Annotated in this window: 19 protein-coding genes and 1 riboswitch; of the genes, 6 read left to right on the top strand and 13 right to left on the bottom strand. The window is 58.8% G+C overall.

Annotation, left to right across the window (positions count from 1 at the left end):
- Nucleotides 1-39 precede the first annotated feature (39 nt).
- Nucleotides 40-231: a hypothetical protein gene (locus GRH90_RS13810; protein ID WP_162366535.1), complete on the top strand. Its 192-nt coding sequence runs from the start codon at nucleotides 40-42 to the stop codon at nucleotides 229-231.
- Here the strand turns inward: GRH90_RS13810 and patD are convergent.
- From patD to GRH90_RS13765, 9 genes are all read right to left on the bottom strand, one after another.
- A complete protein-coding gene (patD, locus tag GRH90_RS13805) occupies nucleotides 228-1,652 on the bottom strand; it encodes an aminobutyraldehyde dehydrogenase (protein WP_162366534.1) in 1,425 nt (474 codons plus the stop codon). The genes GRH90_RS13810 and patD overlap by 4 nt on opposite strands.
- 14 nt (nucleotides 1,653-1,666) lie before the next feature.
- The gene (locus GRH90_RS13800) at nucleotides 1,667-2,473 is read right to left on the bottom strand and encodes an ABC transporter permease (RefSeq protein ID WP_162366533.1); all 807 of its coding nucleotides are present in this window, start codon (nucleotides 2,471-2,473) and stop codon (nucleotides 1,667-1,669) included.
- Complete coding sequence (locus tag GRH90_RS13795) at nucleotides 2,463-3,410, bottom strand: ABC transporter permease (RefSeq protein ID WP_162366532.1); 948 nt, start codon at nucleotides 3,408-3,410, stop codon at nucleotides 2,463-2,465. Before GRH90_RS13795 ends, GRH90_RS13800 begins: the two co-directional genes overlap by 11 nt.
- A 5-nt stretch (nucleotides 3,411-3,415) precedes the next feature.
- Nucleotides 3,416-4,441, bottom strand: a complete 1,026-nt coding sequence (locus GRH90_RS13790) for an ABC transporter ATP-binding protein (RefSeq protein ID WP_162366531.1) — start codon at nucleotides 4,439-4,441, stop codon at nucleotides 3,416-3,418.
- Nucleotides 4,442-4,597: 156 nt separating this feature from the next.
- Nucleotides 4,598-5,761, bottom strand: a complete 1,164-nt coding sequence (ydcS, locus tag GRH90_RS13785) for a putative ABC transporter substrate-binding protein YdcS (RefSeq protein WP_162366530.1) — start codon at nucleotides 5,759-5,761, stop codon at nucleotides 4,598-4,600.
- A 39-nt stretch (nucleotides 5,762-5,800) separates the two neighbouring features.
- The gene (locus GRH90_RS13780; protein WP_162366529.1) at nucleotides 5,801-7,291 is read right to left on the bottom strand and encodes a gamma-aminobutyraldehyde dehydrogenase; all 1,491 of its coding nucleotides are present in this window, start codon (nucleotides 7,289-7,291) and stop codon (nucleotides 5,801-5,803) included.
- A 118-nt stretch (nucleotides 7,292-7,409) separates the two neighbouring features.
- Nucleotides 7,410-8,321, bottom strand: a complete 912-nt coding sequence (locus GRH90_RS13775; RefSeq protein ID WP_162366528.1) for a LysR substrate-binding domain-containing protein — start codon at nucleotides 8,319-8,321, stop codon at nucleotides 7,410-7,412.
- A 291-nt stretch (nucleotides 8,322-8,612) separates the two neighbouring features.
- Nucleotides 8,613-10,238 carry a glycoside hydrolase family 13 protein gene (locus GRH90_RS13770; RefSeq protein ID WP_162366527.1) on the bottom strand — a complete coding sequence of 542 codons (1,626 nt, stop codon included), beginning with the start codon at nucleotides 10,236-10,238 and terminating at the stop codon, nucleotides 8,613-8,615.
- A gap of 188 nt (nucleotides 10,239-10,426) precedes the next feature.
- Nucleotides 10,427-11,653, bottom strand: coding sequence for a serine hydrolase domain-containing protein (locus GRH90_RS13765; protein ID WP_246236041.1), 1,227 nt, complete (start codon nucleotides 11,651-11,653; stop codon nucleotides 10,427-10,429).
- Between the two features lie 621 nt (nucleotides 11,654-12,274).
- On the opposite strand from GRH90_RS13765, the gene GRH90_RS13760 reads away from it, so the two are divergent.
- Both GRH90_RS13760 and GRH90_RS13755 read left to right on the top strand, forming a co-directional pair.
- On the top strand, nucleotides 12,275-13,087 hold the full coding sequence (locus GRH90_RS13760; protein WP_162366526.1) for a TraB/GumN family protein: 813 nt from the start codon (nucleotides 12,275-12,277) through the stop codon (nucleotides 13,085-13,087).
- A 632-nt stretch (nucleotides 13,088-13,719) separates the two neighbouring features.
- Nucleotides 13,720-15,171, top strand: coding sequence for a metal-dependent hydrolase family protein (locus tag GRH90_RS13755; protein ID WP_162366525.1), 1,452 nt, complete (start codon nucleotides 13,720-13,722; stop codon nucleotides 15,169-15,171).
- 64 nt (nucleotides 15,172-15,235) lie between these two features.
- On the opposite strand, the gene GRH90_RS13750 is transcribed toward GRH90_RS13755, so the two are convergent.
- The 4 genes from GRH90_RS13750 to GRH90_RS13735 form a co-directional block, all read right to left on the bottom strand.
- A complete protein-coding gene (locus GRH90_RS13750; RefSeq protein ID WP_162366524.1) occupies nucleotides 15,236-15,913 on the bottom strand; it encodes a dihydrofolate reductase family protein in 678 nt (225 codons plus the stop codon).
- 876 nt (nucleotides 15,914-16,789) lie between these two features.
- On the bottom strand, nucleotides 16,790-17,656 hold the full coding sequence (locus GRH90_RS13745) for an aldo/keto reductase (protein ID WP_162366523.1): 867 nt from the start codon (nucleotides 17,654-17,656) through the stop codon (nucleotides 16,790-16,792).
- A gap of 255 nt (nucleotides 17,657-17,911) precedes the next feature.
- Nucleotides 17,912-18,247, bottom strand: a complete 336-nt coding sequence (locus GRH90_RS13740) for a FlxA-like family protein (RefSeq protein WP_162366522.1) — start codon at nucleotides 18,245-18,247, stop codon at nucleotides 17,912-17,914.
- Nucleotides 18,248-18,456: 209 nt separating this feature from the next.
- Nucleotides 18,457-18,942 carry an Hsp20 family protein gene (locus GRH90_RS13735; protein WP_162366521.1) on the bottom strand — a complete coding sequence of 162 codons (486 nt, stop codon included), beginning with the start codon at nucleotides 18,940-18,942 and terminating at the stop codon, nucleotides 18,457-18,459.
- Between the two features lie 406 nt (nucleotides 18,943-19,348).
- Nucleotides 19,349-19,466, top strand: a riboswitch (guanidine-I (ykkC/yxkD leader).
- 69 nt (nucleotides 19,467-19,535) lie between these two features.
- Between GRH90_RS13735 and GRH90_RS13730 the strand changes: the two genes are divergently transcribed.
- Genes GRH90_RS13730 through GRH90_RS13720 form a run of 3 tightly spaced genes read left to right on the top strand, consistent with a single transcriptional unit; the run spans nucleotide 19,536 to nucleotide 22,221 of the window.
- On the top strand, nucleotides 19,536-20,603 hold the full coding sequence (locus GRH90_RS13730; RefSeq protein ID WP_178113152.1) for a putative urea ABC transporter substrate-binding protein: 1,068 nt from the start codon (nucleotides 19,536-19,538) through the stop codon (nucleotides 20,601-20,603).
- A gap of 15 nt (nucleotides 20,604-20,618) precedes the next feature.
- Nucleotides 20,619-21,431 (top strand): ABC transporter permease, encoded by an 813-nt coding sequence (locus GRH90_RS13725; RefSeq protein ID WP_162366520.1) that lies wholly within the window; start codon nucleotides 20,619-20,621, stop codon nucleotides 21,429-21,431.
- A gap of 10 nt (nucleotides 21,432-21,441) precedes the next feature.
- Nucleotides 21,442-22,221 (top strand): ABC transporter ATP-binding protein, encoded by a 780-nt coding sequence (locus GRH90_RS13720; protein WP_162366519.1) that lies wholly within the window; start codon nucleotides 21,442-21,444, stop codon nucleotides 22,219-22,221.
- Nucleotides 22,222-22,249 lie beyond the last annotated feature (28 nt).

Genomic DNA, 22,249 nt, shown 5'->3' with positions numbered 1-22,249 from the left:
CGGCAATGCACCACGATGGATCGCGCATGCCTTAAATAAGTGCGTCTGACCAATGAGATAAAAGCAATAATATTTTTAACGCAGGATTTTATAGCAGACGGGAAGCGTAACGGCAATCTTTTTATGCCTGATTTCAGGCTTTTTATTATATTTTTTTCCCAGGCTTTTTTCGGCAACACAGGCGGCGGCGAAACGGGATATTCGCCGCCGCCCCGGTTGATGAAGGGTTAATGACGGATCATCACGTGCCGCACGGCGGTATAGTCTTCCAGGCCGTACATCGACAGATCCTTGCCGAAGCCGGACAGCTTCTGGCCGCCGTGGGGCATCTCGCTGACCAGCATAAAATGGGTGTTGACCCAGGTGCAGCCGTATTGCAAACGGGCGGTGACCCTGTGGGCGCGGCCGATATCCCGCGTCCAGACCGACGACGCCAGTCCGTAAGGCGACGCATTGGCCCAGCGGATCGCCTGCGCCTCGTCGTCAAATACCGTGACGGTGACCACCGGCCCGAACACTTCCCGCTGGACGATTTCATCCTCCTGGCGCGCGTCGGCCAGCACCGTGGGGGCAAAATAATAGCCCGGCCCGTCGATGGGGGCGCCGCCGGTGATCACCCGGATATGCGGCAGCGCCCTGGCGCGCTCGACAAAACCGCTGACCCGCCGCAGGTGCGCGGCGGTAATCAAGGGTCCCAGTTCGGTATCGGCATCGGCCGGATCGCCGGTTTTAAGCGAAGCGACGCTTTGGCCCAACGCCTCCACCAGCTTGTCGTAGACGCCGCGCTGCACATAGAGCCTGCAGGCGGCGGTGCAGTCCTGGCCGGCATTGTAAAAGCCGAAGGTCCTTACCCCGGCCACCACCTCATTGATATCGACATCGTCGAACACGATCACCGGCGCCTTGCCGCCCAGCTCCATATGGGTTTTTTTAACGCCGCCGGCGGTATGGGACAGGATATGCGCGCCGGTGGCAATCGAGCCGGTCAGCGACACCATGCGCACCCGCTCGTGGCCGGTCAGGGCGTCGCCCATTTCCGCGCCGGTGCCGAACAGCACGTTGACCACGCCGGCCGGCAGGATCACCGCCATCAGCCGCGCCAGGTAGAGCGCGGTCAGCGGCGTTTGCTCGGCGGGTTTAAACACCACGCAATTGCCGGCGGCCAGCGCCGGGGCCAGCTTCCAGGCCGCCATCATCAGCGGATAGTTCCACGGCGCGATGGAGGCGATCACCCCGATGGGGTCGCGACGAATCATGGAGGTGTGCCCTTCCAGGTATTCCCCGGCGGCGCTGCCGCCCAGGCAGCGGCTGGCGCCGGCGAAGAAACGGAACACATCCGCCACCGCCGGTATTTCATCGTTGATCACGCAGTGATAGGGCTTGCCGCAGTTCAGCGATTCCAGGCGCGCCAGCGCCTCGCCGTGCTGTTCGATGGCGGCGGCCAGTTGCAAGAGCATCGCCGCGCGGGTTTTCGGCGTGGTCTGGCCCCAGTGTTCAAACGCCGCGTCCGCCGCCATCACCGCCGCGTCCACCTGCTCCAGGCTGGCCTCGTTAATCGTCACGATAATGTCCCCGGTGGCCGGGTTTATCACCGGCGTCGGTTTGCCCGCGCCCGGCACGGAGCTGCCGTTGATCAGTAATGTGTCATGCATGGGAAAGTCCTTGGTTATTTGCCGCTGCCCGCCACGCCTTCGCCACCGCGCGTCAGGTAGTAGGCCCAGAGTATGGGTAACATGGTCACCAGGGTGACCAGCAGTGAAACGACGTTGGTAATAGGCACGTCGCGCGGACGGCCCAGTTGGTTCATCAGCCACAGCGGCAGCGTGCGTTCATGGCCGGCGGTAAAGGTGGTGACGATGATTTCGTCAAACGACAGCGCAAACGCCAGCATGCCGCCTGCCAGCAACGCCGAGGCCAGCCCCGGCATCACCACGTAACGGAAGGTCTGCCAGCCGTCGGCGCCCAGGTCCATCGAGGCCTCGATCAGGCTAAAGGAGGTGCGGCGCAGGCGGGCGATAACGTTGTTGAACACCATCACCACGCAGAAGGTGGCATGGCCGATAACGATGGTCATCAGGCCAGGGCTGACGTCCAGCGCCTTAAAGGCGGACAACAGGGCGATGCCGGTAATAATGCCCGGCAGGGCGATGGGCAGCACCATCATCATGGTTATGGCCTGCTTGCCCAGGAAATCCCGCCGGTACAGGGCCGCCGCCGCCAGCGTGCCCAGCACCAGGGCGATCAGGGTCGCCAGGCAGGCCACCTGCAGCGACAGCCACAGCGCGGACAAAATATCCGGCCGGCCGGCGGCCAGCTCGAACCAGTGCAAGGTAAACCCCTTGGGCGGAAAGCTAAACGCCGCGTCCTCGGTATTGAAGGCGTACAGGGCGATTATCCCCAGGGGGAAATGCAGGAACAGGATGCCGCCCCAGGCGGCCAGTTTCAGCGCCAGCGGCGCGCGATCAGAGCGCATCGAAGGCCCCCAGTCGTTTGGCGAGGGTGAGATACAGGGCAATCAACACCATCGGCACCAGCGTAAACGCCGCCGCCATCGGCATATTGCCTATGGCTCCCTGCTGGGCATACACCATGCTGCCGATAAAATAGCCCGGCGGCCCCACCAGCTGCGGCACGATAAAATCGCCCAGGGTGAGCGAAAAGGTAAAAATGGAGCCGGCGGCGATGCCCGGCACCGCCAGCGGTAGCACCACATGCCGGAACGTCTGGCCCGGGCGGGCGCCCAGATCGGCGGAAGCCATCATCAGCGACGGCGGCAGGCGCTCAAGCGACGCCTGGATCGGCAAAATCATAAACGGCAGCCAGATATACACGAACACCAGAAAGCGGCCCAGATGCGACGTGGACAAGGTGCTGCCGCCGATGCCCGGCACGGCGAGCACCGCCTGCAGCGCCGGCTGCAGGCCAAGGTGCTGTAAAAACCATTGCATCACGCCGTCATGGGCCAGCAGCAGCGTCCAGGCATAGGCCTTGACGATATAACTGGCCCACATCGGCATCATCACCGCGATATAAAAAAACGCTTTCCAGCGGCCGCTGGTATAACGCGCCATATACCAGGCGAGGGGAAACGCCAGCAGCGCGCTGGCAAGCGTCACCGCCACCGCCATCGCCAGGGTGCGCAGGATAATGTCGTAGTTGGCCGGGTTGAACAGCGCGACGAGGTTGGCGGTGGTCAGATCCGGCAGCACCGTCATGGTGAAATCGTCAAAAGTATAGGCGCCCTGCCACAGCAGGCTGAGCAAGGCGCCCACGTAGACAATGCCAAACCACAGCAGCGGCGGCAGCAGCAGCGATAACAGCAGCACGGTGGGCCGGCGGTAGAGGAAGGTCGAGATAACGCGCCCCGGCCGCACGGCGGCTTTCGGGTGGTCCGGCAGTCCCATATCCATTATCCTCATTCCTCAAGGGCGCTCATGGCCGTGCGCGGCCATGAGGCGGTCAGCCGCTGGCCCAGGGCAATCCCTTCCTGGATGGACGATCGAACGGGATGGGTCTCGCTGACGGAAAAACGCGTTCCCCCGGCCAGCACCAGCTCATAGCGGGTGATGGCGCCCTGGAACAGGATATTGCTCAGCTCGCCCGTGACCGACAGTTCATCGGACCGCGCCGGCCGGTCCGACACGCTGATACGGGCAAATTCCGGCCGCACGGCAAACACGCCGTTTTCGCCGGTCAGTTCCCGGGCCAGCTCGCCGCCGATAACGTTGGCGCTGCCGACGAAATTGGCCACGAAGCGGCTCCGGGGCTGGAAATACAGCCGGCGCGGCGTATCCACCTGTTCAATGCGCCCCTGGTCGAATACCGCCACCCGATCGGACATCGACAGCGCCTCGCCCTGATCGTGGGTGACAAAAATAAAGGTAATGCCCAACTCGCGCTGCAGGGTTTTCAGCTCGCCCTGCATTTGTTCGCGCAGCTTGAGATCCAGCGCCCCCAGCGGCTCGTCCAGCAGCAGGATGCGCGGCTCGTTGACCAGCGCGCGCGCCAGCGCCACCCGCTGGCGCTGGCCGCCGGACAGGTGGGCCGGCTTGCGGTTAAGCACGTCGCGCAGTTCCACCCGCGCCAGCGCGGCCCTGGCGCGGACCATACGCTCGGCGCGCCCCACCCCTTTGACCATCAGGCCGTAGGCCACGTTGTCGAGCAGCGACATATGGGGGAACAGGGCGTAGTCCTGGAATACGGTATTCACGTCGCGCTGGTAGGGCGGCAGGCTGGCGGTGTCTGTGCCGTGCAGCCGGATAACGCCGCTGTCCGGCTGCTCAAAACCGGCTATCAGGCGCAGGCAGGTGCTTTTCCCCGAGCCAGACGGCCCCAGGAGCGAAAAAAACTCGCCGTCGGGAATATCCAGCGTCAATCCGTCCACGGCGGGAACGCCGTTAAAACGGCGGGTTACGTTTTCCAGGCTTACCGCGCTGCTCATCAGTACTCCTCCTGCCGGCGCCCCGACGAAAGCGCCGCGCGTCAATAACCGGCCTGCGCGTCCCCGGGCAGCGGCGTTGCCCACCCTGCCCTGGCGCCAGGCCGTATACCGGATTTCCTTGCCGGCCTGTACGCCCGGCAAGGGCAAACCGGCGCGTTAACGGCCGCCCATCATGGCGATATAGTCCTGGGTCCAGCGGCTATAGGACACGCACTGGCCGCCGTTGCCGCTGTCGCACTTCGCCGTCGGCGTTTTCCAGAAGGCGATTTTGTCGAACTGGCTAAAGCCGTTGGTTTCACATCCCTTGTCCCCCAGCAGGGTGCTGGCCTTGCAGCCTTCAGGCACCGCCGGCACCGACCCGAACCAGGCGGCGACATCTCCCTGCACCTTCGGCTCCAGCGACCAGTTCATCCAGCGGTAGGCACAGTTGGGATGGGCGGCGCCGCTGTGCAGCATGGTGGTATCCGCCCAGCCGGTGACGCCCTCTTTCGGGATCACCGTGGCGACCGGCTGCCCCTCGCCTTCCAGTGCATTAGCCTGGTAGGGCCAGGCGCCGGACGCCACCACGCCTTCGTTTTTAAAATCGCTCATCTGTACCGAGGTGTCGTGCCAGTAGCGATGGATCAGGGGATGCTGCTGCTTGAGCAGCGCCAGCACCGCCTGGTACTGGGTTTCATTAAGCTGGTAGGGATCCTTGATGCCGAGCTGCGGCCGGGTGCTCTTCAGGTAAAGCGCCGCGTCGGCGATATAAATCGGGCCGTCATAGGCCTGTACCCGGCCTTTATTGCTTTTGCCGTCCGGCAGGTTTTGCTGCTCGAACACTACCGACCAGCTGTCCGGCGGGGTGGTAAATACCTTGGTGTTGTACATCAGCAGATTGGGACCCCACTGGTACGGCGTGCCGTAGGTCTTGCCGTCGACGTTGTACCAGACCCCGCCAACCAGGCGCGGATCGATCTTGCTCCAGTTGGGGATCAGGGCGGTATTGATCGGCTGGACCCGCTTGCCGAGGATCAGGCGCAGCGAGGCGTCGCCCGAGGCGGTCACCAGATCGTAGCCGCCCTTGGCCATCAGGCTCACCATTTCGTCGGAGGTGGCGGCGGTCTTGACGTTAACCTGGCAGCCGGTCTCCTTTTCAAACGCCGTGACCCAGTCATACTGCTTGTCGGTCTGGCCGCGCTCGATGTAACCGGGCCAGGCAATGATATCCACCTGCCCCTCGCCCTTGCCCAACAGAGTGGGGAGATCGGCGGCCCGCGCCAGGGCGCTGCCGCAAAAGACGCTGATACATAAGGCGCTTACCTGCGTAATATTATTCATTGCCTGTCTCCTGTCATTGGGTTGACCCGGGGCTGGGCGTCAGGCCGGGTCCGGGTAGGGGGGGCTGGGAAAACGGGTATCGAATTTGGCCATGATATGGCGCACCACGCTGTACTCCTGCAGCGCCTCGCCCGAGAGGTCCTTGCCGTAGCCCGAGCCTTTCAGCCCGCCGTGCGGCATTTCGCTGACCAGGGTGAAATGGGTATTGATCCAGGTACAGCCGTATTGCAGCGTCGACGCCAGGAAAAACGCCAAATCGACATCGCGGGTCCAGACCGACGACGCCAGACCGTACTCCGAGTCGTTGGCCCACGCCAGCACCTGCCCGACATCCTCGAACCGGGTGACGCTGACCACCGGGCCGAACACCTCTTTTTTGATGATTTCATCGTGCTGCAGGCACCCGGCCAGCAGCGTCGGCTGATAATAAAACCCAGGGCCGCCGTGGGCCTTGCCGCCGGTCACCAAAGAAATGTGCGGTTGTTCCAGCGCGCGTTCGATAAAACTGGCCACCCGGTCGCGCTGACGCGATGAAATCAGCGGGCCAAGCTCGTTGTCCGCATCCAGGGGGCGGGCATAGCGCAGTCCGGCCACCGCCTCACCCAACGCGTCCACCAGCCGGGGGTAAATACCGGCCTGGGCATATACCCGGCAGGCGGCGGTACAGTCCTGGCCGGCGTTGTAATAGCCGTAACGGCGGATGCCCGCCACCACCGCGTCCAAATCGGCGTCATCGCAGACGATCGCCGGCGCGTTGCCCCCCAGTTCCAGATGGGTGCGCTTGGTGCCGCCGACCGCCGCCTGGAGAATTTTTTGCCCGGTCACGGTATCGCCGGTCACCGAAATCATACGCACCAGCGGATGATTGATCAGCGCCGCGCCGGTGGTTTCCCCACGGCCGAATACCACGTTAACCACGCCCGGCGGCAGCAGGCCGTCCAGCCGCGACATTAGCGCCAGGATCGATAACGGCGTGTGTTCGGAAGGTTTGAATACCAGCGTATTGCCCGCCGCCAGCGCCGGGGCAAGCTTCCAGGCGGCCATCATCAGCGGATAATTCCAGGGCGCGATGGAGGCCACCACGCCCAGGGCGTCGCGGCGCAGCATCGAGGTGTGCCCGGGGATATACTCGCCGGCCAGTTGCCCCTGCCGGCAACGCACGGCGCCGGCAAAAAAGCGGAATACATCGGCGGCGGCGACAATATCGTCCTCCCGCGCCTGGTGCAGGGGCTTGCCGCAGTTCAGCGCTTCCAGCCCGGCCAACTGGGCGGCGTGGCGGTCGATGGTCGCCGCAATCTCCAGCAGGATGCCGGCGCGAAAGGCCGGGGTGGTGGCCGCCCACCGCGGGAAAGCGCGGTGGGCGGCGTTGACCGCGCCGATAACCTGTTCCTCGCCGGCTTCGCATAGCGCAAGGAGAATTCCGCCGGTGGCGGGATTGATGATCTGCTCCGCGCGCCCATCGCCGGCGAGGGTTTCGCCGTTGATATAGTTGAGCCAGCGGGTCTCGGTTAACAGGGACAGGTCGGTCACGGCGTCACCCTCGGGTATTGGCGCAGATGTTAACAACTTGCGTACAATTGCTTACACACCGAGACTATCCCCACAGGCCCGCCAGCGACTAATTCTAAATAACGAACGCCCCGTTCGGTTAAATCGAAACCTTGCGCGCCGGGGTCTTTTCCCGCGCCAGCGCCAGGAACGGCGTGACCAGTTCCGGGCGGCTGTTGCCCCGCCGCCAGGCCAGGCCGATATTAAGATGCTCGTTCAGATCCGACAGCTGACGCGCCTCGATCATGCTGCCTTCCAGCGACCAGGGACGGTAGGCCATGTCCGGCTGGATCGAGACCCCCAGCCCGGCGGCCACCATGCTGCGCACCGCCTCGGTGGACGCGGTGCGCATGGCGACGCAGGGATGCAGCCCGGCCCCGGCCCAGATTTGCCGGGCGTGCCGGTCCATCTCGTCGGCGTTGAGCTGCACCAGCGGATAAGGCGCGACGTCGCCCAGGGCGATGGCCTCCTGCTCCAGCAGCGGATGCAGCGGCGGCAGCCAGAGCCGGTAGGGCGAATGGACCAGCACTTCGGTCTGCAGGGCGTGGCGGTCTTCCAGGTTGCTTAAAATCAGCACGCCGATATCGATCTCGCCGTTGACCAGCAGATGCTCAATATAACGGCGTTCGTCTTCGATGATGCTGACGGTGACATCCGGATAACAGGCGCGAAAGCGGGTGAGCATATCCACTAGAAAATAGCCGGATACCAGGCTGGTCACCCCCAGCGTCAGGTTGCCGCTTAGGCGCGCCATGCCCTGCTTGACGCTGAATTTGGCATTATCAACCGTGGCCAGGATCAGGTTGGCCTGGCGCAGGAACTGATGGCCCTGGTGGGTCAGCGTCATGCCTTTGGCGTGCCGTTCGAACAGCGACGCCTCCAGCTCTTCCTCCAGTTGCTGCACCGCCAGCGTCAGCGAGGACTGGGCGACAAAGGTGGCCTGGGCGGCGCCGGAAATGGAGCCGGCCTCGGCCACCGCAATAAAATGACGTAATTGCCGCAGTGTTAACATCGACGCCCGCCCGTTATACGAATAATAAGCAACCTTATCTTTTTATTTATATAGAGCGGCGGCGGACAGATCCAGTAATTAGTACTCGGGCCATGCGGTTTCAGGAAAAACGATCGCCGGCGCCGTTGCCATAGTAAACAGGAAATGACCTTTTTTGATGCCACCCGCCCCGGCGGCGCCTGGATCGAGGCGAACACGCCTATCGACACCATCCCTGTCTTCATCAGGAACCAGGCGGCTATCGACCGAGGATTACCACGCCGAAGCCAGGCCGGGGATAAGGCTCCGGCGTTAGAGTTTAACGATCGCCGCCTCCCAGGGACGAATAGCGCCGTGTTCCAGCACGGTCGGGTCGGGATAGTTATTGAGCAGCACGTCCGCCCGCGGGGAAAGACGCAGCGCCGCCGGGTCGACGGTCAGCGTGCGATCGCTGAAATTACCAAACACCAGATACTCATCAAGTTCATATCGCCGGCAGTAGGCGAACAGTTGCCCATGCTCGGGCAACAGCAGCTGATAACTGCCGTAAACCAACCAGTCCGCCGTTTTGCGCAGCGCGACTAACCGCCGGTAATAGTGGAATACCGAGTCTTTATCCTCCACCGCCGACAGTACATTGATATCCCAGTAGTTGGGATTGACCTTTATCCAGGGTGTGCCGAGGCTGAAACCGGCGTGTTCACTGGTGTCCCACTGCATGGGCGTGCGGGCGTTATCGCGGCCTTTGGCATAAATCGCGGCCATCACGCCGTGGAGGCGGTATCCCGCCGCAAGACGCTCGCGATACATATTGCGGGTTTCAATATCGCGATAATCGTCGATATCGGCGAAACGTACATTGGTCATGCCGATCTCCTCGCCCTGGTAGATATAAGGCGTGCCGGACATGCCGTGTAATACCGTAGCCAGCATCTTGGCGCTCTCGACCCGGTATTCTCCCTCGTCGCCAAAGCGCGATACCACCCTGGGCAGGTCATGGTTGTTCCAGAACAGACTGTTCCATCCCCGGCCGTAAAGCTCGGTTTGCCAGCGGCTTAACACTGTTTTCAATTCGCGTAAATCATAGGGAATGATATCCCATTTCTCCCCTTCCGCCCGGGCCTGATCCAGCGTCAGGTGGCCGAATTGGAAGATCATGCTTAGCTGATGCCGGTCAGGATCGCTCCAGCGCACCCCGGTCTCGGGAGTAGCGCCCCAGGCTTCGCCCACGGTTAAGATGTCATCATATTGACCGAAGCCGTCCTCATTTAATTCCAGCACATAGTCATGCAGCCGGGGGCCGTTGGCGGTAATGCGCTGTTCAGGTATCTTGCCGATCAAATCAATCACATCAAACCGAAAGCCGCCTACGCCTTTTTCCAGCCAGTAGGCCAGCACATCCACAATTTCACGGCGCACCTGGGGATTGCTCCAGTTCAGGTCCGGCTGCTTGCGCGAGAACAGATGCAGGTAATATTCACCGAGATTTTCTTCATATTGCCAGGCGCTGCCGCCAAATACCGACATTAACCCGTTGGGCTGTTTTGTCCAGACATAATAATCATGAAAGGAATTATCCGGCGATTTACGCGCCTCGCAAAACCACCGGTGCTCGTCGCTGGTATGGTTAGCCACGATATCCATCATGATTTTCAAGCCGCGCCTGCCAGCTTCGGCTATCAGTTCATCCATGTCGTCCATGGTGCCGAACTCGTCCATGATGCGGTAATAATCGGCAATATCGTAACCGTTGTCATCGTTGGGCGAAGCGTATACCGGGCATAGCCACAGCACCTCCACGCCCAGCAGGGCCAGATAATCCAGCTTGTGGATAATGCCCCGCAGATCGCCGATGCCGTCGCCGTCGGCATCATAAAAACTGCGTGGATAGATTTGATAAACGACCGAACGGTGCCACCACTTTTGCTCATGAGTCATGAAAAATACCCTTATTATCCGCCGGGACGCTCCGCCGTCCCGACTGCGCCGAAGATAAGGCTGGTTAAACAATATACCGTTAGGTATATGCCAAGCCGGCGAAACCCGCCAGTGACGACACGCACGCCGATACGTGCCTGGTGATTAAAAAAGGGCAATAAGATATTGGCGTTCCGAATGGCAGCGGGTCAGGGGTGGACGCCGGCGCGGCCTTGCGCCGCCCGGGCTTTTTCGTCCTCCGCCTCGCCCATGCGCTGCAGTAGGCGATGGCCGATATTATTGGTCCAGTTAAAGCTGTTTTGCAGCACCACCACCGCGATTTTATGCCGGGTATCCAGCCCGATATAGCTGGAGTAACCGCCGATAAAACCGACCTGGTAGGTGATTTTCTGGCTGCCGATATCATCCACGATCCAGGCAAGCGCCGCGGCTTGACGGGTTCGGTCATAACGCACGGTCAGGGAGTCCCGCAGCGCCGAGTCAAGGGCGGGATTACCGGTGGGACGCATATGCGCCTGGGCATAGGTCAGGAGATCGTCGGCATTGGTATAAAGGCCGGCGGCGCCCACCATAAACGATGAAAAATGCCAGTCGGGCACCACCTGCCCGCGGCGGATAAACTTAGGCTGATCGCCCGCGTGGCCGATTGCCCGCCGCGGATAGCCCGGCAGCAACCGGGCATTGTAGCTGGTATGTTCCAGGCCCAGCGGCCCGGTAATATTTTCCGCCAGCAGCTGGTTGACCTGTTTCCCGGTGCGGTGCTGCAGAATATAATCCAGCAACGCATAACCCAGATTGGAATAACGCGGCTGCACGCTTGCGGGCCGTTGAAAATCGGCCAGGAAATCCATGACCTTCTCATTATCCAGCGACCGGTAAAAATTCTCGCCGGTAAATAAATAATGTATGAAAGAACTTAATATCTCGACGGAAAGCATTTGCCGGGGCAGGCCGGACGTGTGGGTGACTAATTGCAGCAGGGTGATTTTGCGCGCGTCGGCGCTCAGCGGTACGCTAGAGGGCAATAAGGTGTCCAGCGTTTCATCCCAGCGCAGCACCCCTTTATGGACCAGCACCACCGTCACCTCGGCAATAAAACCCTTGCTTACCGACCCGACGGCAAACAACGTATCGCCGCGGATGTCAACACCCTGCGGCTTATCGGTAACACCATAACCAAAGGTGAATTTTTCACCATCGGGCCGCAGCACGCCGACCACCAGGCCGGGCGTTTGACCGGCGGCAAGCAGGGGCAGCGCCAGATTGTCCACCTGGGTTTTTAAATCGCCATGGGCAGCCGACTCCCGGCCCGCCACTTTTACGTTGTCAATCGGCATGCTGGACAGGGTGGCGCAGGCGCACAGGATAAAGGCGCCAAACAGCATCAACAAAATTGTTATTATATTTTTTATCATTATTTAAAATAACCATTATGTTCAAAAACAGTGTTGCCAAAAAACAGTATTGCCGGAAATAAGCCACCTCCTGGTTTGCCCGCGGCGCCACCGCGCCCTGCCAGAGGGGCGCCGATTGTCCCATTCGCCTGTCTCGCTGGCAATAGCGGTCCGGTTATTATTCCGACGATTATTCCGCTATCAACACGCGCCAAGCCACGCTGCTCCCCCCGGTTACCGGCCTCAGGGGCGCGGAGACGACGTATTTGCCGGCGTCCCCGCCCAGGCCGGCTAAGGCTGGGGAAAGCCGCTGCCTCACTGAGGCTGTAGCGGCACATATCGTCATAACTTAAGATTAGGGCCGCCGTCGGTTTTCAGGGCGGGATCGCGGAATGTCATGATGATGAGGTATTTATTAAATATATTTCTTTAATGATATCCTTAATGATAATCTGCCATGCTCGGGGCTTCCGGATAAATGAGAGCGCTCTTTAGAATTCGCCGAAAAAGATAAACCGACTATTTACGACGGCAGTGGATTATTCTATTATCTGATTTAACCAAACAGGTACAGCTGCGCCATCACTCAGTCGGTTATAATAATAAGCTGACATTTACACTTTATTATTTGGAACTTGGGAAATGGAAAATAAAATCATCATGATTGGCGAATCAATTCACGGCGTTTCTGAATTCACCTCTTTCAAATGCCATTATATCAAGACCCTGTCAGCGCCCGGTTCTATCCTGATATTTGAAGCTGACAGCCTCGGTATGTATATCTCGTTTCTTTTGGGCGACACCCCGCGGCAACAGCTGGAAAATTTTCCTAAAGTCCATCAGACCCGGGAAATGCTTGGCCTGCTCTCCTGCGCCCGGGAGAAGAATATAATCTGCCTGGGGGCGGACGTCATTCCACGTCGCCATATCCTTACTTTCCCGCCGGGCGTTTGCTGGCGGTCGGAAAGACAGGCGCAGGCAGATGTCTACCATGCCATCAAGGCGCAGGCCGGATACTTCGCCCTGCGGGACAAATATATGGCGAAGGCCATCATGCTTATCCGGAAAAAACTGCCCGGACGCAATATCCTGGTCTTAATGCATAACCTGCATATCAAGAAAAACGGCAGCGCGGAATGCCCCTCCCTGCGGCTGAAATCTACCGCCGAAAACCTCCGGGAGCGCCGGTTGGACATTCACTCCATTGCCCTTATGGCATCTTCGGGAACGGCCTGCCATAACACCCTGGAGCGATTTTCCTTTGATATCCATGATGAAAATGCCATCGAGGACTATCACCACGACCGCGAGGCTTTTGCGCAGATAGCCTATAAAAACATCCCGGCCGGGCTGATTGCCTATCACCACGCATTCGAGGCGGAAACCATACCGTTACAGGAACAGTATGACGAATGCGTGGTGTTTTCCCATGTGCATCCGCCGGAGTTTATCTAGCCGGCAGGCGCCAGAATGGCTCTCTTATGCACGCCCGGCCAACGTCTATGATGGCCTGAGTCATGGCCAGGATATTAGCCCATGCAGAATGGTGCAGTGGTTAATAAAACTGTCTGATCCCGGCTGCCCGTGCAATAAGAGCAGGATTAATTGAGCAATATTTTTTATAAAATACCCCAGGGAATAATTATCAGAACCTCGGGATACCCGCGTTTATTGGTTAACCAAATAGCCCCTCATTTACGCCAGGCGATGCTCAGCAGCATCAACCGGTTGATTATGGAAATCCGGCCTGAGAGGGCCTTATTCCACCTTATTTGGTGAGATGAAAATTATTTATAATAAAAACTATTCGATTAAAATGTATAAACTATATCATGCATAATGACTAAAAAACTCCAGCATTACTCATATGGTGATTTATTATTTAACCTAACAGTTCAAGAATTTATTTTTCAACACCGGCGCCAGCTAAAAAAACACCCTTATTTATAATGCGCACCAGATCCCAAATACGGCATATGGCTAAAGCCGGAGATACGGCGACGTGACATAGTTACTTGAGTAACGGCATTTTTAATTCCCTCACCCGCCGAACGCCCCGATGAAAATATCCTTAAGGATCGATAACCATGAGCTTAACAATAAATAGGCAATTCCCCCGGCCCCATGCCGTTGCGGCGGTTGGCGGCAATTTAACTAAATACCCTTGGCTAATCCTGGCGGGCGTGCTCTGTTTTTTTTCCTATGCCGCCCTGGCGGATGAAGGCGATTTTGTCATACCCGGCGAGGCCGCGCCGCCGTCGGTCAATCACGAAGTCACCTTATTTCAGGATGTCCGTATCTTTGACGGTAAAAATACCGCCCTCTCGGGGCCGGCCAACGTATTGGTCAAGGACGGCGTCGTCTCGCGCATTTCGGCCGACCCCATCGCCGTGGATAATTCCGACCGTGCACAGGTCATCGCCGGCAACGGGCGGGTGCTGATGCCGGGTCTTATCGATGCGCACTGGCACGCGTTCATGGCGGCAACGCCGCAAATGTTACTGATGACCGCCAGCCCGGCCTACCTGCAGCTGCGGGCGGCGCATGAGGCCGGCGAGACGTTGATGCGCGGGTTTACCACCGTGCGCGATCTTGGCGGCCCCGTGTTCGGCCTGAAGCGCGCCATCGACGAAGGGGTGATTGAAGGCCCGCGCATTTACCCGTCCGGCGCGTTTATCTCGCAAACCTCGGGCCATGGCGACTTCAGGTTTATGTTTGAACTGCCCCGCCGGCCGGGGGGCCCATTGAGTCATTCTGAACAAGAGGGCATTGCCGCCATTGCCGACAGCCCCGACGAAGTTCGCCTCAGGGCCAGGGAGCAGTTACGCCAGGGCGCCAGCCAAATCAAGCTGATGGGCGGCGGCGGGGTGTCCTCGCAGTATAATCCCATTGAATCGGTACAATATACCGAACCGGAAATCCGTGCCGCGGTGGAAGCCGCCGCCAACTGGGGCACCTATGTTACCGTACACGCCTATACCCCGGCGGCAATCCGCCAGGCGGTGGACGCGGGAGTCAAATGCATCGAGCACGGCCAGTTAATGGATGAGCCTACCGCCAGATTACTGGCGGATAAGGGCATATGGCTAAGCACCCAGCCGCTGCTCGACGACGAGGACGCCTCGCCGATGCCGACGCCGCTATCCAGGCAAAAGGCCCTCGAAGTATTCGCCGGCACCGACAATGCCTATAAACTCGCCAGGAAATACCATATCAAGACCGCCTTTGGCACCGACGCGCTGTTCGACCCGCGGGTGGCCAGCCGCCAGGGCGCGCAGTTGGCTAAGCTGGTGCGTTGGTACACCCCGGCGGAAACGCTGAAGATGGCCACCGGCGACAACGGCGAACTGATGGCGCTGTCCGGGTTTATCAATCCCTATCCCGGCCGGCTGGGCACTGTGGAGGAAGGCTCGCTGGCGGACCTGCTGCTGGTGGACGGCGATCCGCTGGAAAATATCAAGCTTATCGAGGATCCGGCCAGGAACTTTGTGGTGATCATGAAGGCAGGCCATATCTATAAAGACATTTTGCCAAGATGAAGAAAGGCGCGTTAACCCGCGTCGCGGGTAAAACGTGCCGCTCCAGCCCGTTTTACCCACCGGGCTAGACTTTGGTATAACGCAGCCAAACCCCGTCGTGATCGGTTTTTTCCACCGACGCTAGCCTGAGGTAATTGGGCGTTTTCCACGCTTCCCTGGCTATCTCAAAAGAGGACGGATGGCCGGGACGGCCGTCCACCAGCGGCAGGATCAGCACGCTGACCTCATCCACCAGGCCCGCGTTGACAAATGCACCGCTGACGTGGGCGCCACCCTCGACAATCAACCGCTTGACGCCCAACTCGGCGGCCAGCAGTTCGACCACCGCCGCCAGATTGATTTCCGACTCGCCGCCGAACACATATGACACCTCGATGGATCGCAGGTACGCCAAAAAGTCATCGGAAACCTGTTTTGTCACCACTTCGATCACATGGGAATCGAGGGCGGTATTGCTTTTCCAGGCCACCAGCCCCCGGGGATCGATGGCTATGGCATACTGTCCGGCATCGCGCCTGGCGAAATAATGGGTGCGGGGCAACGGCGTACTTGCCAGGCCCCTGGGATAATCGGTACCGTGCGATACCTCCTGCATGGTCACGCGCCCGCAAATCCAGCCATCCGCCTTAAAAGTGGCCGCCGTGGTTTCATACAACTCCCCGGCATAGTCAAGGTTCCAGCCGTCCGTCAGGCTGCGCCCATCCACGGCGGACATCATGTGACAAACGATATAAGGCTTCATAGTTAACGTCTCCAAAAAGGTCATCGCCTTAATCATTGTAGAACATGCCGATAAAGTGCCCGACATTCAGCCCGGCTGATTTGCTTCTATATATAACCGCCACCCGTTGACCGGCGAAGCGGGTTCCCCATAATCCGCCTGATGAGCGATGCGGTTTCTAATGAAAAAGCCCTGACGGTGAGGTCAGGGCTTTTAGGGTGCTACGATTTTAGAATTTAACATTAATTACTTCAATTTTTTAACACTAACTTCACACGATGTACATTTTTACACGGGAGCAAAAAGTATTTATAACGAGCTGTCCTCCGATATATTACTAAATGAAAATTCCCGTCACTAATAGGGTTAATCAGCCGAAACGCCAACCGACTAACACAGCACATCACCCATCGCGATATATACTTTTGTTACAAGACCTTACTTTCTCCGTGATATTCTCAATTATTTGGCTACAAACCCACAATCACGAATATTCACTTCAACTACAAGACCTTACTGTATCGCGCTATCGTTTAAAACCCCCATTCTGCGATGGAAAGCTTTATTACGTGGCCTTACCGCTGTCGTGACGTCTGCCGTTTGGCAAACTCATTGGTTAAATCACGACTATTTTTACCACTACGCAGCCTTTATCGCATGAACTTCTGGAACACAGGCTAAATAAACTTTCCGAAACTGATTGCGCCTGCGTTAATAACCAATCTACCCTTTTTCATCGGCATGTCAACACTGTAATTACCAACATCGGCCATGTATCACATAAGGTCCGCTTATGGCTGCCCGACCGGCCCGCGAGCCCTAAAAACACCCGATAAAAACACCGGCCGGGATGGACGCGGATGGCCAGGCGGTTGGGCCGCCGCCTGGCATAGAAGCCTACTGCCGCTTGCGGCCCAGATCGTCCAGCAGGCGAAATTCTTCCTCGGTTAACTGCACCTGGGTTGCCTCCAGGTTTTCTTCCAGATGCTTAACCTTGCCGGTACCCGGGATCGGCAACATCACCGGGCTGCGCTTTAATATCCATGCCAAGGCAATCTGGCCCGGCGTAAAGCCCTTTTCCTTCGCCAGCGTATCGAGTATGGAACCCGGATTGGCCAATTCACCCGCGGCCAACGGGAACCAGGGGATAAAACCGATATTGTTTTCAGTACAATAGTCCAGTACGGCCTCGTGGCCGCGCGAAACCAGGTTAAACATATTCTGCACCGACACCACCGGGAAAAAGCGCTGGGCGTTCTTGATTTGCTGCACGTTGACTTCGCTTAACCCGACGTGGCGGATCAGCCCTTCTTTTTGCATCTGGGCGATGGCGTCAAACTGTTCATCTTCCGGAACCTTGGCATCCACCCGGTGTAATTGCCATAGCCCTATTTGTTCCACCTTGAGTTTACGCAGGCTCATCAAAACCGCCTGGCGTAGATACTCCGGCCTCCCGACCGGCTGCCAGATATTCGGGCCGTGCCGCGTCAATCCACCCTTGGTGGCGATAAGCAGCCCGTCATAGGGATAAAGCGCTTCGCGTATCAGGTTTTCACTGACGTCGGGGCCGTAGCTGTCGGCCGTATCGATGAAATTAATGCCCAGTTCCGGCAGACGCCGCAGGGTGTCCAGCGCGGATTGCCGGTCCTCCGGCTCGCCCCAGACTCCCTTGCCGGTAATGCGCATGGCGCCGAAACCCAACCGGTTGATAGTAATGTCGCCCAGCGTAAACTGCCCTGAGGCCGCTGCGTTGATCGTGCTCATAATAGCTCCTCTTCTTGATTTGGTGTCTGGAAAACCACGGCAAGCCATGCCGCCATTTTGAACCAATCAGTTCAATTTATCGGGGCTTAACATCGATGGCAAGATTTTTGAACCAATGGGTTTTTTATAGGCACAATATAAACATTTTCACATTGAAGGATAAGTATAGCGTACAGGCATGAGGGTTAACGAAGGGCGCGGGGAAAGCGGGCCGGCATGGTTAGCCGGCCTGCTGGGTGAGGTAACGCGCACCCATCAGATGTAGACATCAACCTGATTGGCATCGGTCGGGCGATTAACGCCATCGCCTTTAACCTCGGCGGTCACGGAAGTTTCCTGCGTAGCGGTCGCTTTCTCGGCCTGCTGTTGTTGCAGTTGGGCGATCTGCGATTCCAGCATTTTGATTTGCGCCTGTATCAGCTGCTCCTGCTCCTGCTTTTGCTCAGCGGTCAGGCCGCTGGATTCGGTTACCGTTTTCAATTGCTTCGTCAACTTGGTAATTTGTTGGGTAATGTTCTTGATTTGGGCGGCGACGTCATTCCCGCCTCCCGACGAAGCGGACGATATCGATGAAGTGATAGTATTAGACAATGTGGGCCTCCTTTTACAATGTGTGCTTAAGGTTATCGGCACATACTGCTCCCCCCTTCAGGGCGCAAAGTGCTAAGAAAGTGAAAGGAAATCGTAAAAAAGCGCAGGCCAATCCGTGGCTTTGCGCCGCGGGTCCTGGGGATAGGGCGACGCCGGGGATAAAAAAAACCCCGGTATGAACCGGGGTCCGGGGCTCGCGAGCGGCGCCGTCAGGCTAAATCATGTTCCAGTGCTTTTGGCGCATTGGCGTCGCGATATCGGATGGTTATTTTTTTCGGTTTTTCGGTTTCCGGGATGTCCTGCAGCAGGCTCACCGTTAAAAGACCCTTGTCAAGTTCGGCCCCCTCGACTTTCACATGTTCCGGCAGCCGGTAGCTGAGGGAGAAGTCCGTGCGGCTGATGCCGCGGTATAGCCAGCCTTCCTGCTCTTGGGCATTTTTTTCTTCATTACGTTTGCCGCTGATGATCAACTGGCCGCCCTGGGCGCTGATATCCAGTTCGTCCTGGCTCCAGCCGGGGACGCTGAGCGTTAAATCGTAACGGTTATCGCCATACCTGCGGATATCATAGGACGGCGTCGCCGAAAGCGGCATATCCCCGGTAAGCTGGCTGAACAGCCGGTCGATACGGTCGAACCGATCGCCGAAAAACGAATCGGTAAAGGATGGAATTACGGATAAGGTTTTTAGTGCCATGGTTAACCTCCTGAATATCGTCTAGCACATTCAAAAGCTCAAACCTGAAGGCGTCGGTGAATCTCGCCTTCGATAAATAAATATGGTCTCACGGCAGGTTTTCAAGAGGGAAATTTGTGATCTATATAGCAAATTATGCATATGACTTCCGCCGGCCGCTGCTCCATCGCCGTGCAACTCCCGCTTAATGATGCTCCACCATGCAGCGCCGCCGGAGCGGTTGCACACTGCTCGCCAATGAGACGCAGCTAACCATGGAATAGGTTTTAATCCTATCTGTTTGATAATAAATAGTTTTATGGTTGCGTTTTTGAGTTATTCGAACACGGGCTGAAAGCTGGCAGGTTTTTTGCTTTTTTAACCCTGCAGGAGCGATAGCCGGCAAGCCGGTATCGCCACACAATTTGCAACGGGTCACTAGGGTTCCGGTCTGCCACGGCAGACGACTGGTCCGAGAGCGACCGACCACCACTGACGGTTCACACCCTCTGGCGGTTACACGGCGGGATAAAAGCCCGGGAGGCCAAAGCGAGAACCTGTTCTTGCCGCTGACCTCCTGTATCCATTCGCCGTAGTTAACGTCAGGGGATCCTATGATATCTATTTTCAATCGACTGCTGCTGCTCGGGGCCTTATGCCTCGGAATGCTTTACGGCCCGGCCGCCCTGGCAGCCGACAAACCCGCCTTTAAAATCTGCTGGTCCATTTACGCCGGATGGATGCCCTGGGATTATGCCCAGCAAACCGGCATCGTAAAAAAATGGGCCGATAAATACGGTATCGATATCCAGTTCGTCCAGGTCAACGATTACATCGAATCGGTGAATCAGTACACCGCCGGCGGCTTTGCCGGCTGCACCATGACCAATATGGACGCATTGACCATCCCCGCCGCCGGCGGCGTCGACAGTACCGCGCTGATTGTCGGCGACTACTCCAACGGCAACGACGGCATCCTGCTTAAAGGCCGGGGCGATATCCGTTCCCTCAAGGGCCAGCCCGTCAACCTGGTGCAGCTCTCAGTGTCCCATTACCTGCTGGCGCGGGCGCTGGAGAAAAACGGCATGAGCGAAAAGGATGTGAAGGTGATTAATACCGCCGACGCCGATCTGGTGGCGGCCTTCGGCACCCCGGACGTCAAGGCTATCGTGACCTGGAATCCGCTGCTGGCGGCGGCCAAACAGCAGCCCGACAGTCATGAAATCTTCTCGTCTGCCCAAGTCCCGGGCGAAATCCTCGATCTGCTGGTGGTCAACACCACCACCCTGAAGGCGCACCCGGAGCTGGGCAAGGCGTTGACCGGCGCCTGGTATGAAACCCTGCGCACCATGAGCGGCGACGGCGATACCGCTAAAAAAGCCCGGGCCATGATGGGGCAAAGCTCGGGCACCGACCTGAAGGGATTTGACGAACAGCTGGCGGCCACCTTCCTGTTTACCGACCCGAAAAAGACGCTGGAGTTCGTCCAGGGCAAGCAACTGCTCACCACCATGCGCGGCGTGGCGGAGTTCTCCTTTAAGCACGGACTGCTGGGCGATGCCGCGCCCAGCGCCGATGTGGTGGGAATCAGCTCGCCGGCGGGCGTCTGGGGCGACAGCGCCAACGTCAAGCTGCGCTTTAGCGATGAGTTCGTCAAACTGGCCGCCGCCGGCCAGTTATAACCAGGGGCTTGTCCGATGCGCAAGATGATCAACTACCAGCCTCAGCGCCTGTCGCGCGGCCTGCTGGGCATGCTGCCGATGCTGCTACTGGTGCTGGTGTACCTGGTTGCCTCGGATGCCCGCCTGGCGGCGAACCCGCTCGATAAGCTGTTGCCGGGGTTCAACAGCATGGGCGACGCCATTTACCGGATGGCGTTGCAGCCCAACCCGCGCACCGGCCAATACCTGTTATGGAGCGATACCGCCGCCAGCCTGGCGCGGCTGCTCGCCGGCATTGGCATCAGCGCCCTGCTCGGCCTGCTGTTCGGCCTGTTTTGCGGCGCGCTGCCGGCGATCCGGGCGCTGTTTTCGCCGCTGGTGGTGCTGGGCGCCTTGATACCGCCGCTGGCAATTCTGCCCATCCTGTTTATCTGCTTCGGCCTGGGCGAACTGTCGAAGGTGGTGCTGATCGTCATCGGCGTTACGCCCTGCGTGGCGCGCGATCTGCAGCTGCGGGTGCAGGCCATTCCGCGGGAGCAGCTGATCAAGGCGCAGACGCTCAGCGGCAACAGCGCGCAGATCCTGTGGCGGGTGATCCTGCCGCAGCTGCTGCCGCGCCTGCTGGACGCGGTGCGCCTGGCGCTGGGGTCCGCCTGGCTATTCCTGATCGCCGCCGAAGCCATCGCGTCCACCGACGGGCTGGGCTACCGCATTTTCCTGATGCGCCGCTATCTGGCGATGGACGTCATCCTGCCTTACGTTGCCTGGATAACCTTGCTGGCCTTCGCCCTGGACGCGCTGCTGCGGCTGGCTAGCCGCCGCCTGTGGCCCTGGTATCACGTTAATTAAGGGTGCTCCGATGAGTTTACTGAGTATGCGCCAGCTGGAAAAACGCTACGGTCAACAGGTGGTGCTGGAGCGCATGAACGCCGAGGTGGCGGAAGGGGAATTTGTGTCCATCGTCGGCGCGTCCGGCTGCGGCAAGACCACCTTCCTCAACATGATGCTGGGCATCGAGCCGCCAAGCCGGGGCAAGCTGTTGCTGGACGGCAAGCCTATTCCCCAGGAGCCGGGGGAGGATCGCGGCGTGGTGTTCCAGCGCTATTCGGTGTTTCCGCACCTTACGGCGCTGGAGAACGTCATGCTGGGCGAGGAGTTTGTCCAGGCGCGCTGGCTGGGGCGCGTATGGGGACGCCGGCGGCGCGCTATAAATGACCGGGCGCGGGCCATGCTGGCGCAGGTGGGACTGGAGCACGCCGCCGCCAAGTATCCCCACCAGCTGTCCGGCGGCATGCAGCAACGGCTGGCGCTGGCGCAGTCGCTGATTAAAAAACCGCGCATCCTGCTGCTCGACGAGCCCTTCGGCGCGCTCGATCCCGGTATCCGGCGCGATATGCATCAGCTGCTGACCGATTTATGGCGCCGGCACCACCTGACCATTTTTATGATCACCCACGATTTAACAGAGGGTTTTTCGCTGGGATCCCGCCTGTGGGTATTCGACAAAATCCATCACGACGCGCAGGCCCCCGACGCCTGGGGCGCCAGCATCACCTACGACATTCAGCTGGACCGTCAACCGGCCGGCGTTGAGCAGCGGGTCAGCGAGATGATTTACCCGCCCGGGCGCGAGGCCTGACTTTTGTTACCTGGAGGAATGATGACTG

This window comes from Acerihabitans arboris (assembly GCF_010131535.1).
GTDB lineage: Bacteria > Pseudomonadota > Gammaproteobacteria > Enterobacterales > Enterobacteriaceae > Acerihabitans > Acerihabitans arboris.
This window is presented reverse-complemented; position numbering and strand designations above follow the sequence as displayed.

Bases quoted from the DNA above. Each gene is read 5' to 3' on its own strand.
- patD (WP_162366534.1), bottom strand. From the start codon at position 1,652: ATGCATGACACATTACTGATCAACGGCAGCTCCGTGCCGGGCGCGGGC.
- GRH90_RS13800 (WP_162366533.1), bottom strand. From the start codon at position 2,473: ATGCGCTCTGATCGCGCGCCGCTGGCGCTGAAACTGGCCGCCTGGGGC.
- GRH90_RS13795 (WP_162366532.1), bottom strand. From the start codon at position 3,410: ATGGATATGGGACTGCCGGACCACCCGAAAGCCGCCGTGCGGCCGGGG.
- GRH90_RS13790 (WP_162366531.1), bottom strand. From the start codon at position 4,441: ATGAGCAGCGCGGTAAGCCTGGAAAACGTAACCCGCCGTTTTAACGGC.
- ydcS (WP_162366530.1), bottom strand. From the start codon at position 5,761: ATGAATAATATTACGCAGGTAAGCGCCTTATGTATCAGCGTCTTTTGC.
- GRH90_RS13775 (WP_162366528.1), bottom strand. From the start codon at position 8,321: ATGTTAACACTGCGGCAATTACGTCATTTTATTGCGGTGGCCGAGGCC.
- GRH90_RS13770 (WP_162366527.1), bottom strand. From the start codon at position 10,238: ATGACTCATGAGCAAAAGTGGTGGCACCGTTCGGTCGTTTATCAAATC.
- GRH90_RS13765 (WP_246236041.1), bottom strand. From the start codon at position 11,653: ATGATAAAAAATATAATAACAATTTTGTTGATGCTGTTTGGCGCCTTT.
- GRH90_RS13760 (WP_162366526.1), top strand. From the start codon at position 12,275: ATGGAAAATAAAATCATCATGATTGGCGAATCAATTCACGGCGTTTCT.
- GRH90_RS13755 (WP_162366525.1), top strand. From the start codon at position 13,720: ATGAGCTTAACAATAAATAGGCAATTCCCCCGGCCCCATGCCGTTGCG.
- GRH90_RS13750 (WP_162366524.1), bottom strand. From the start codon at position 15,913: ATGAAGCCTTATATCGTTTGTCACATGATGTCCGCCGTGGATGGGCGC.
- GRH90_RS13745 (WP_162366523.1), bottom strand. From the start codon at position 17,656: ATGAGCACGATCAACGCAGCGGCCTCAGGGCAGTTTACGCTGGGCGAC.
- GRH90_RS13735 (WP_162366521.1), bottom strand. From the start codon at position 18,942: ATGGCACTAAAAACCTTATCCGTAATTCCATCCTTTACCGATTCGTTT.
- GRH90_RS13730 (WP_178113152.1), top strand. From the start codon at position 19,536: ATGATATCTATTTTCAATCGACTGCTGCTGCTCGGGGCCTTATGCCTC.
- GRH90_RS13725 (WP_162366520.1), top strand. From the start codon at position 20,619: ATGCGCAAGATGATCAACTACCAGCCTCAGCGCCTGTCGCGCGGCCTG.
- GRH90_RS13720 (WP_162366519.1), top strand. From the start codon at position 21,442: ATGAGTTTACTGAGTATGCGCCAGCTGGAAAAACGCTACGGTCAACAG.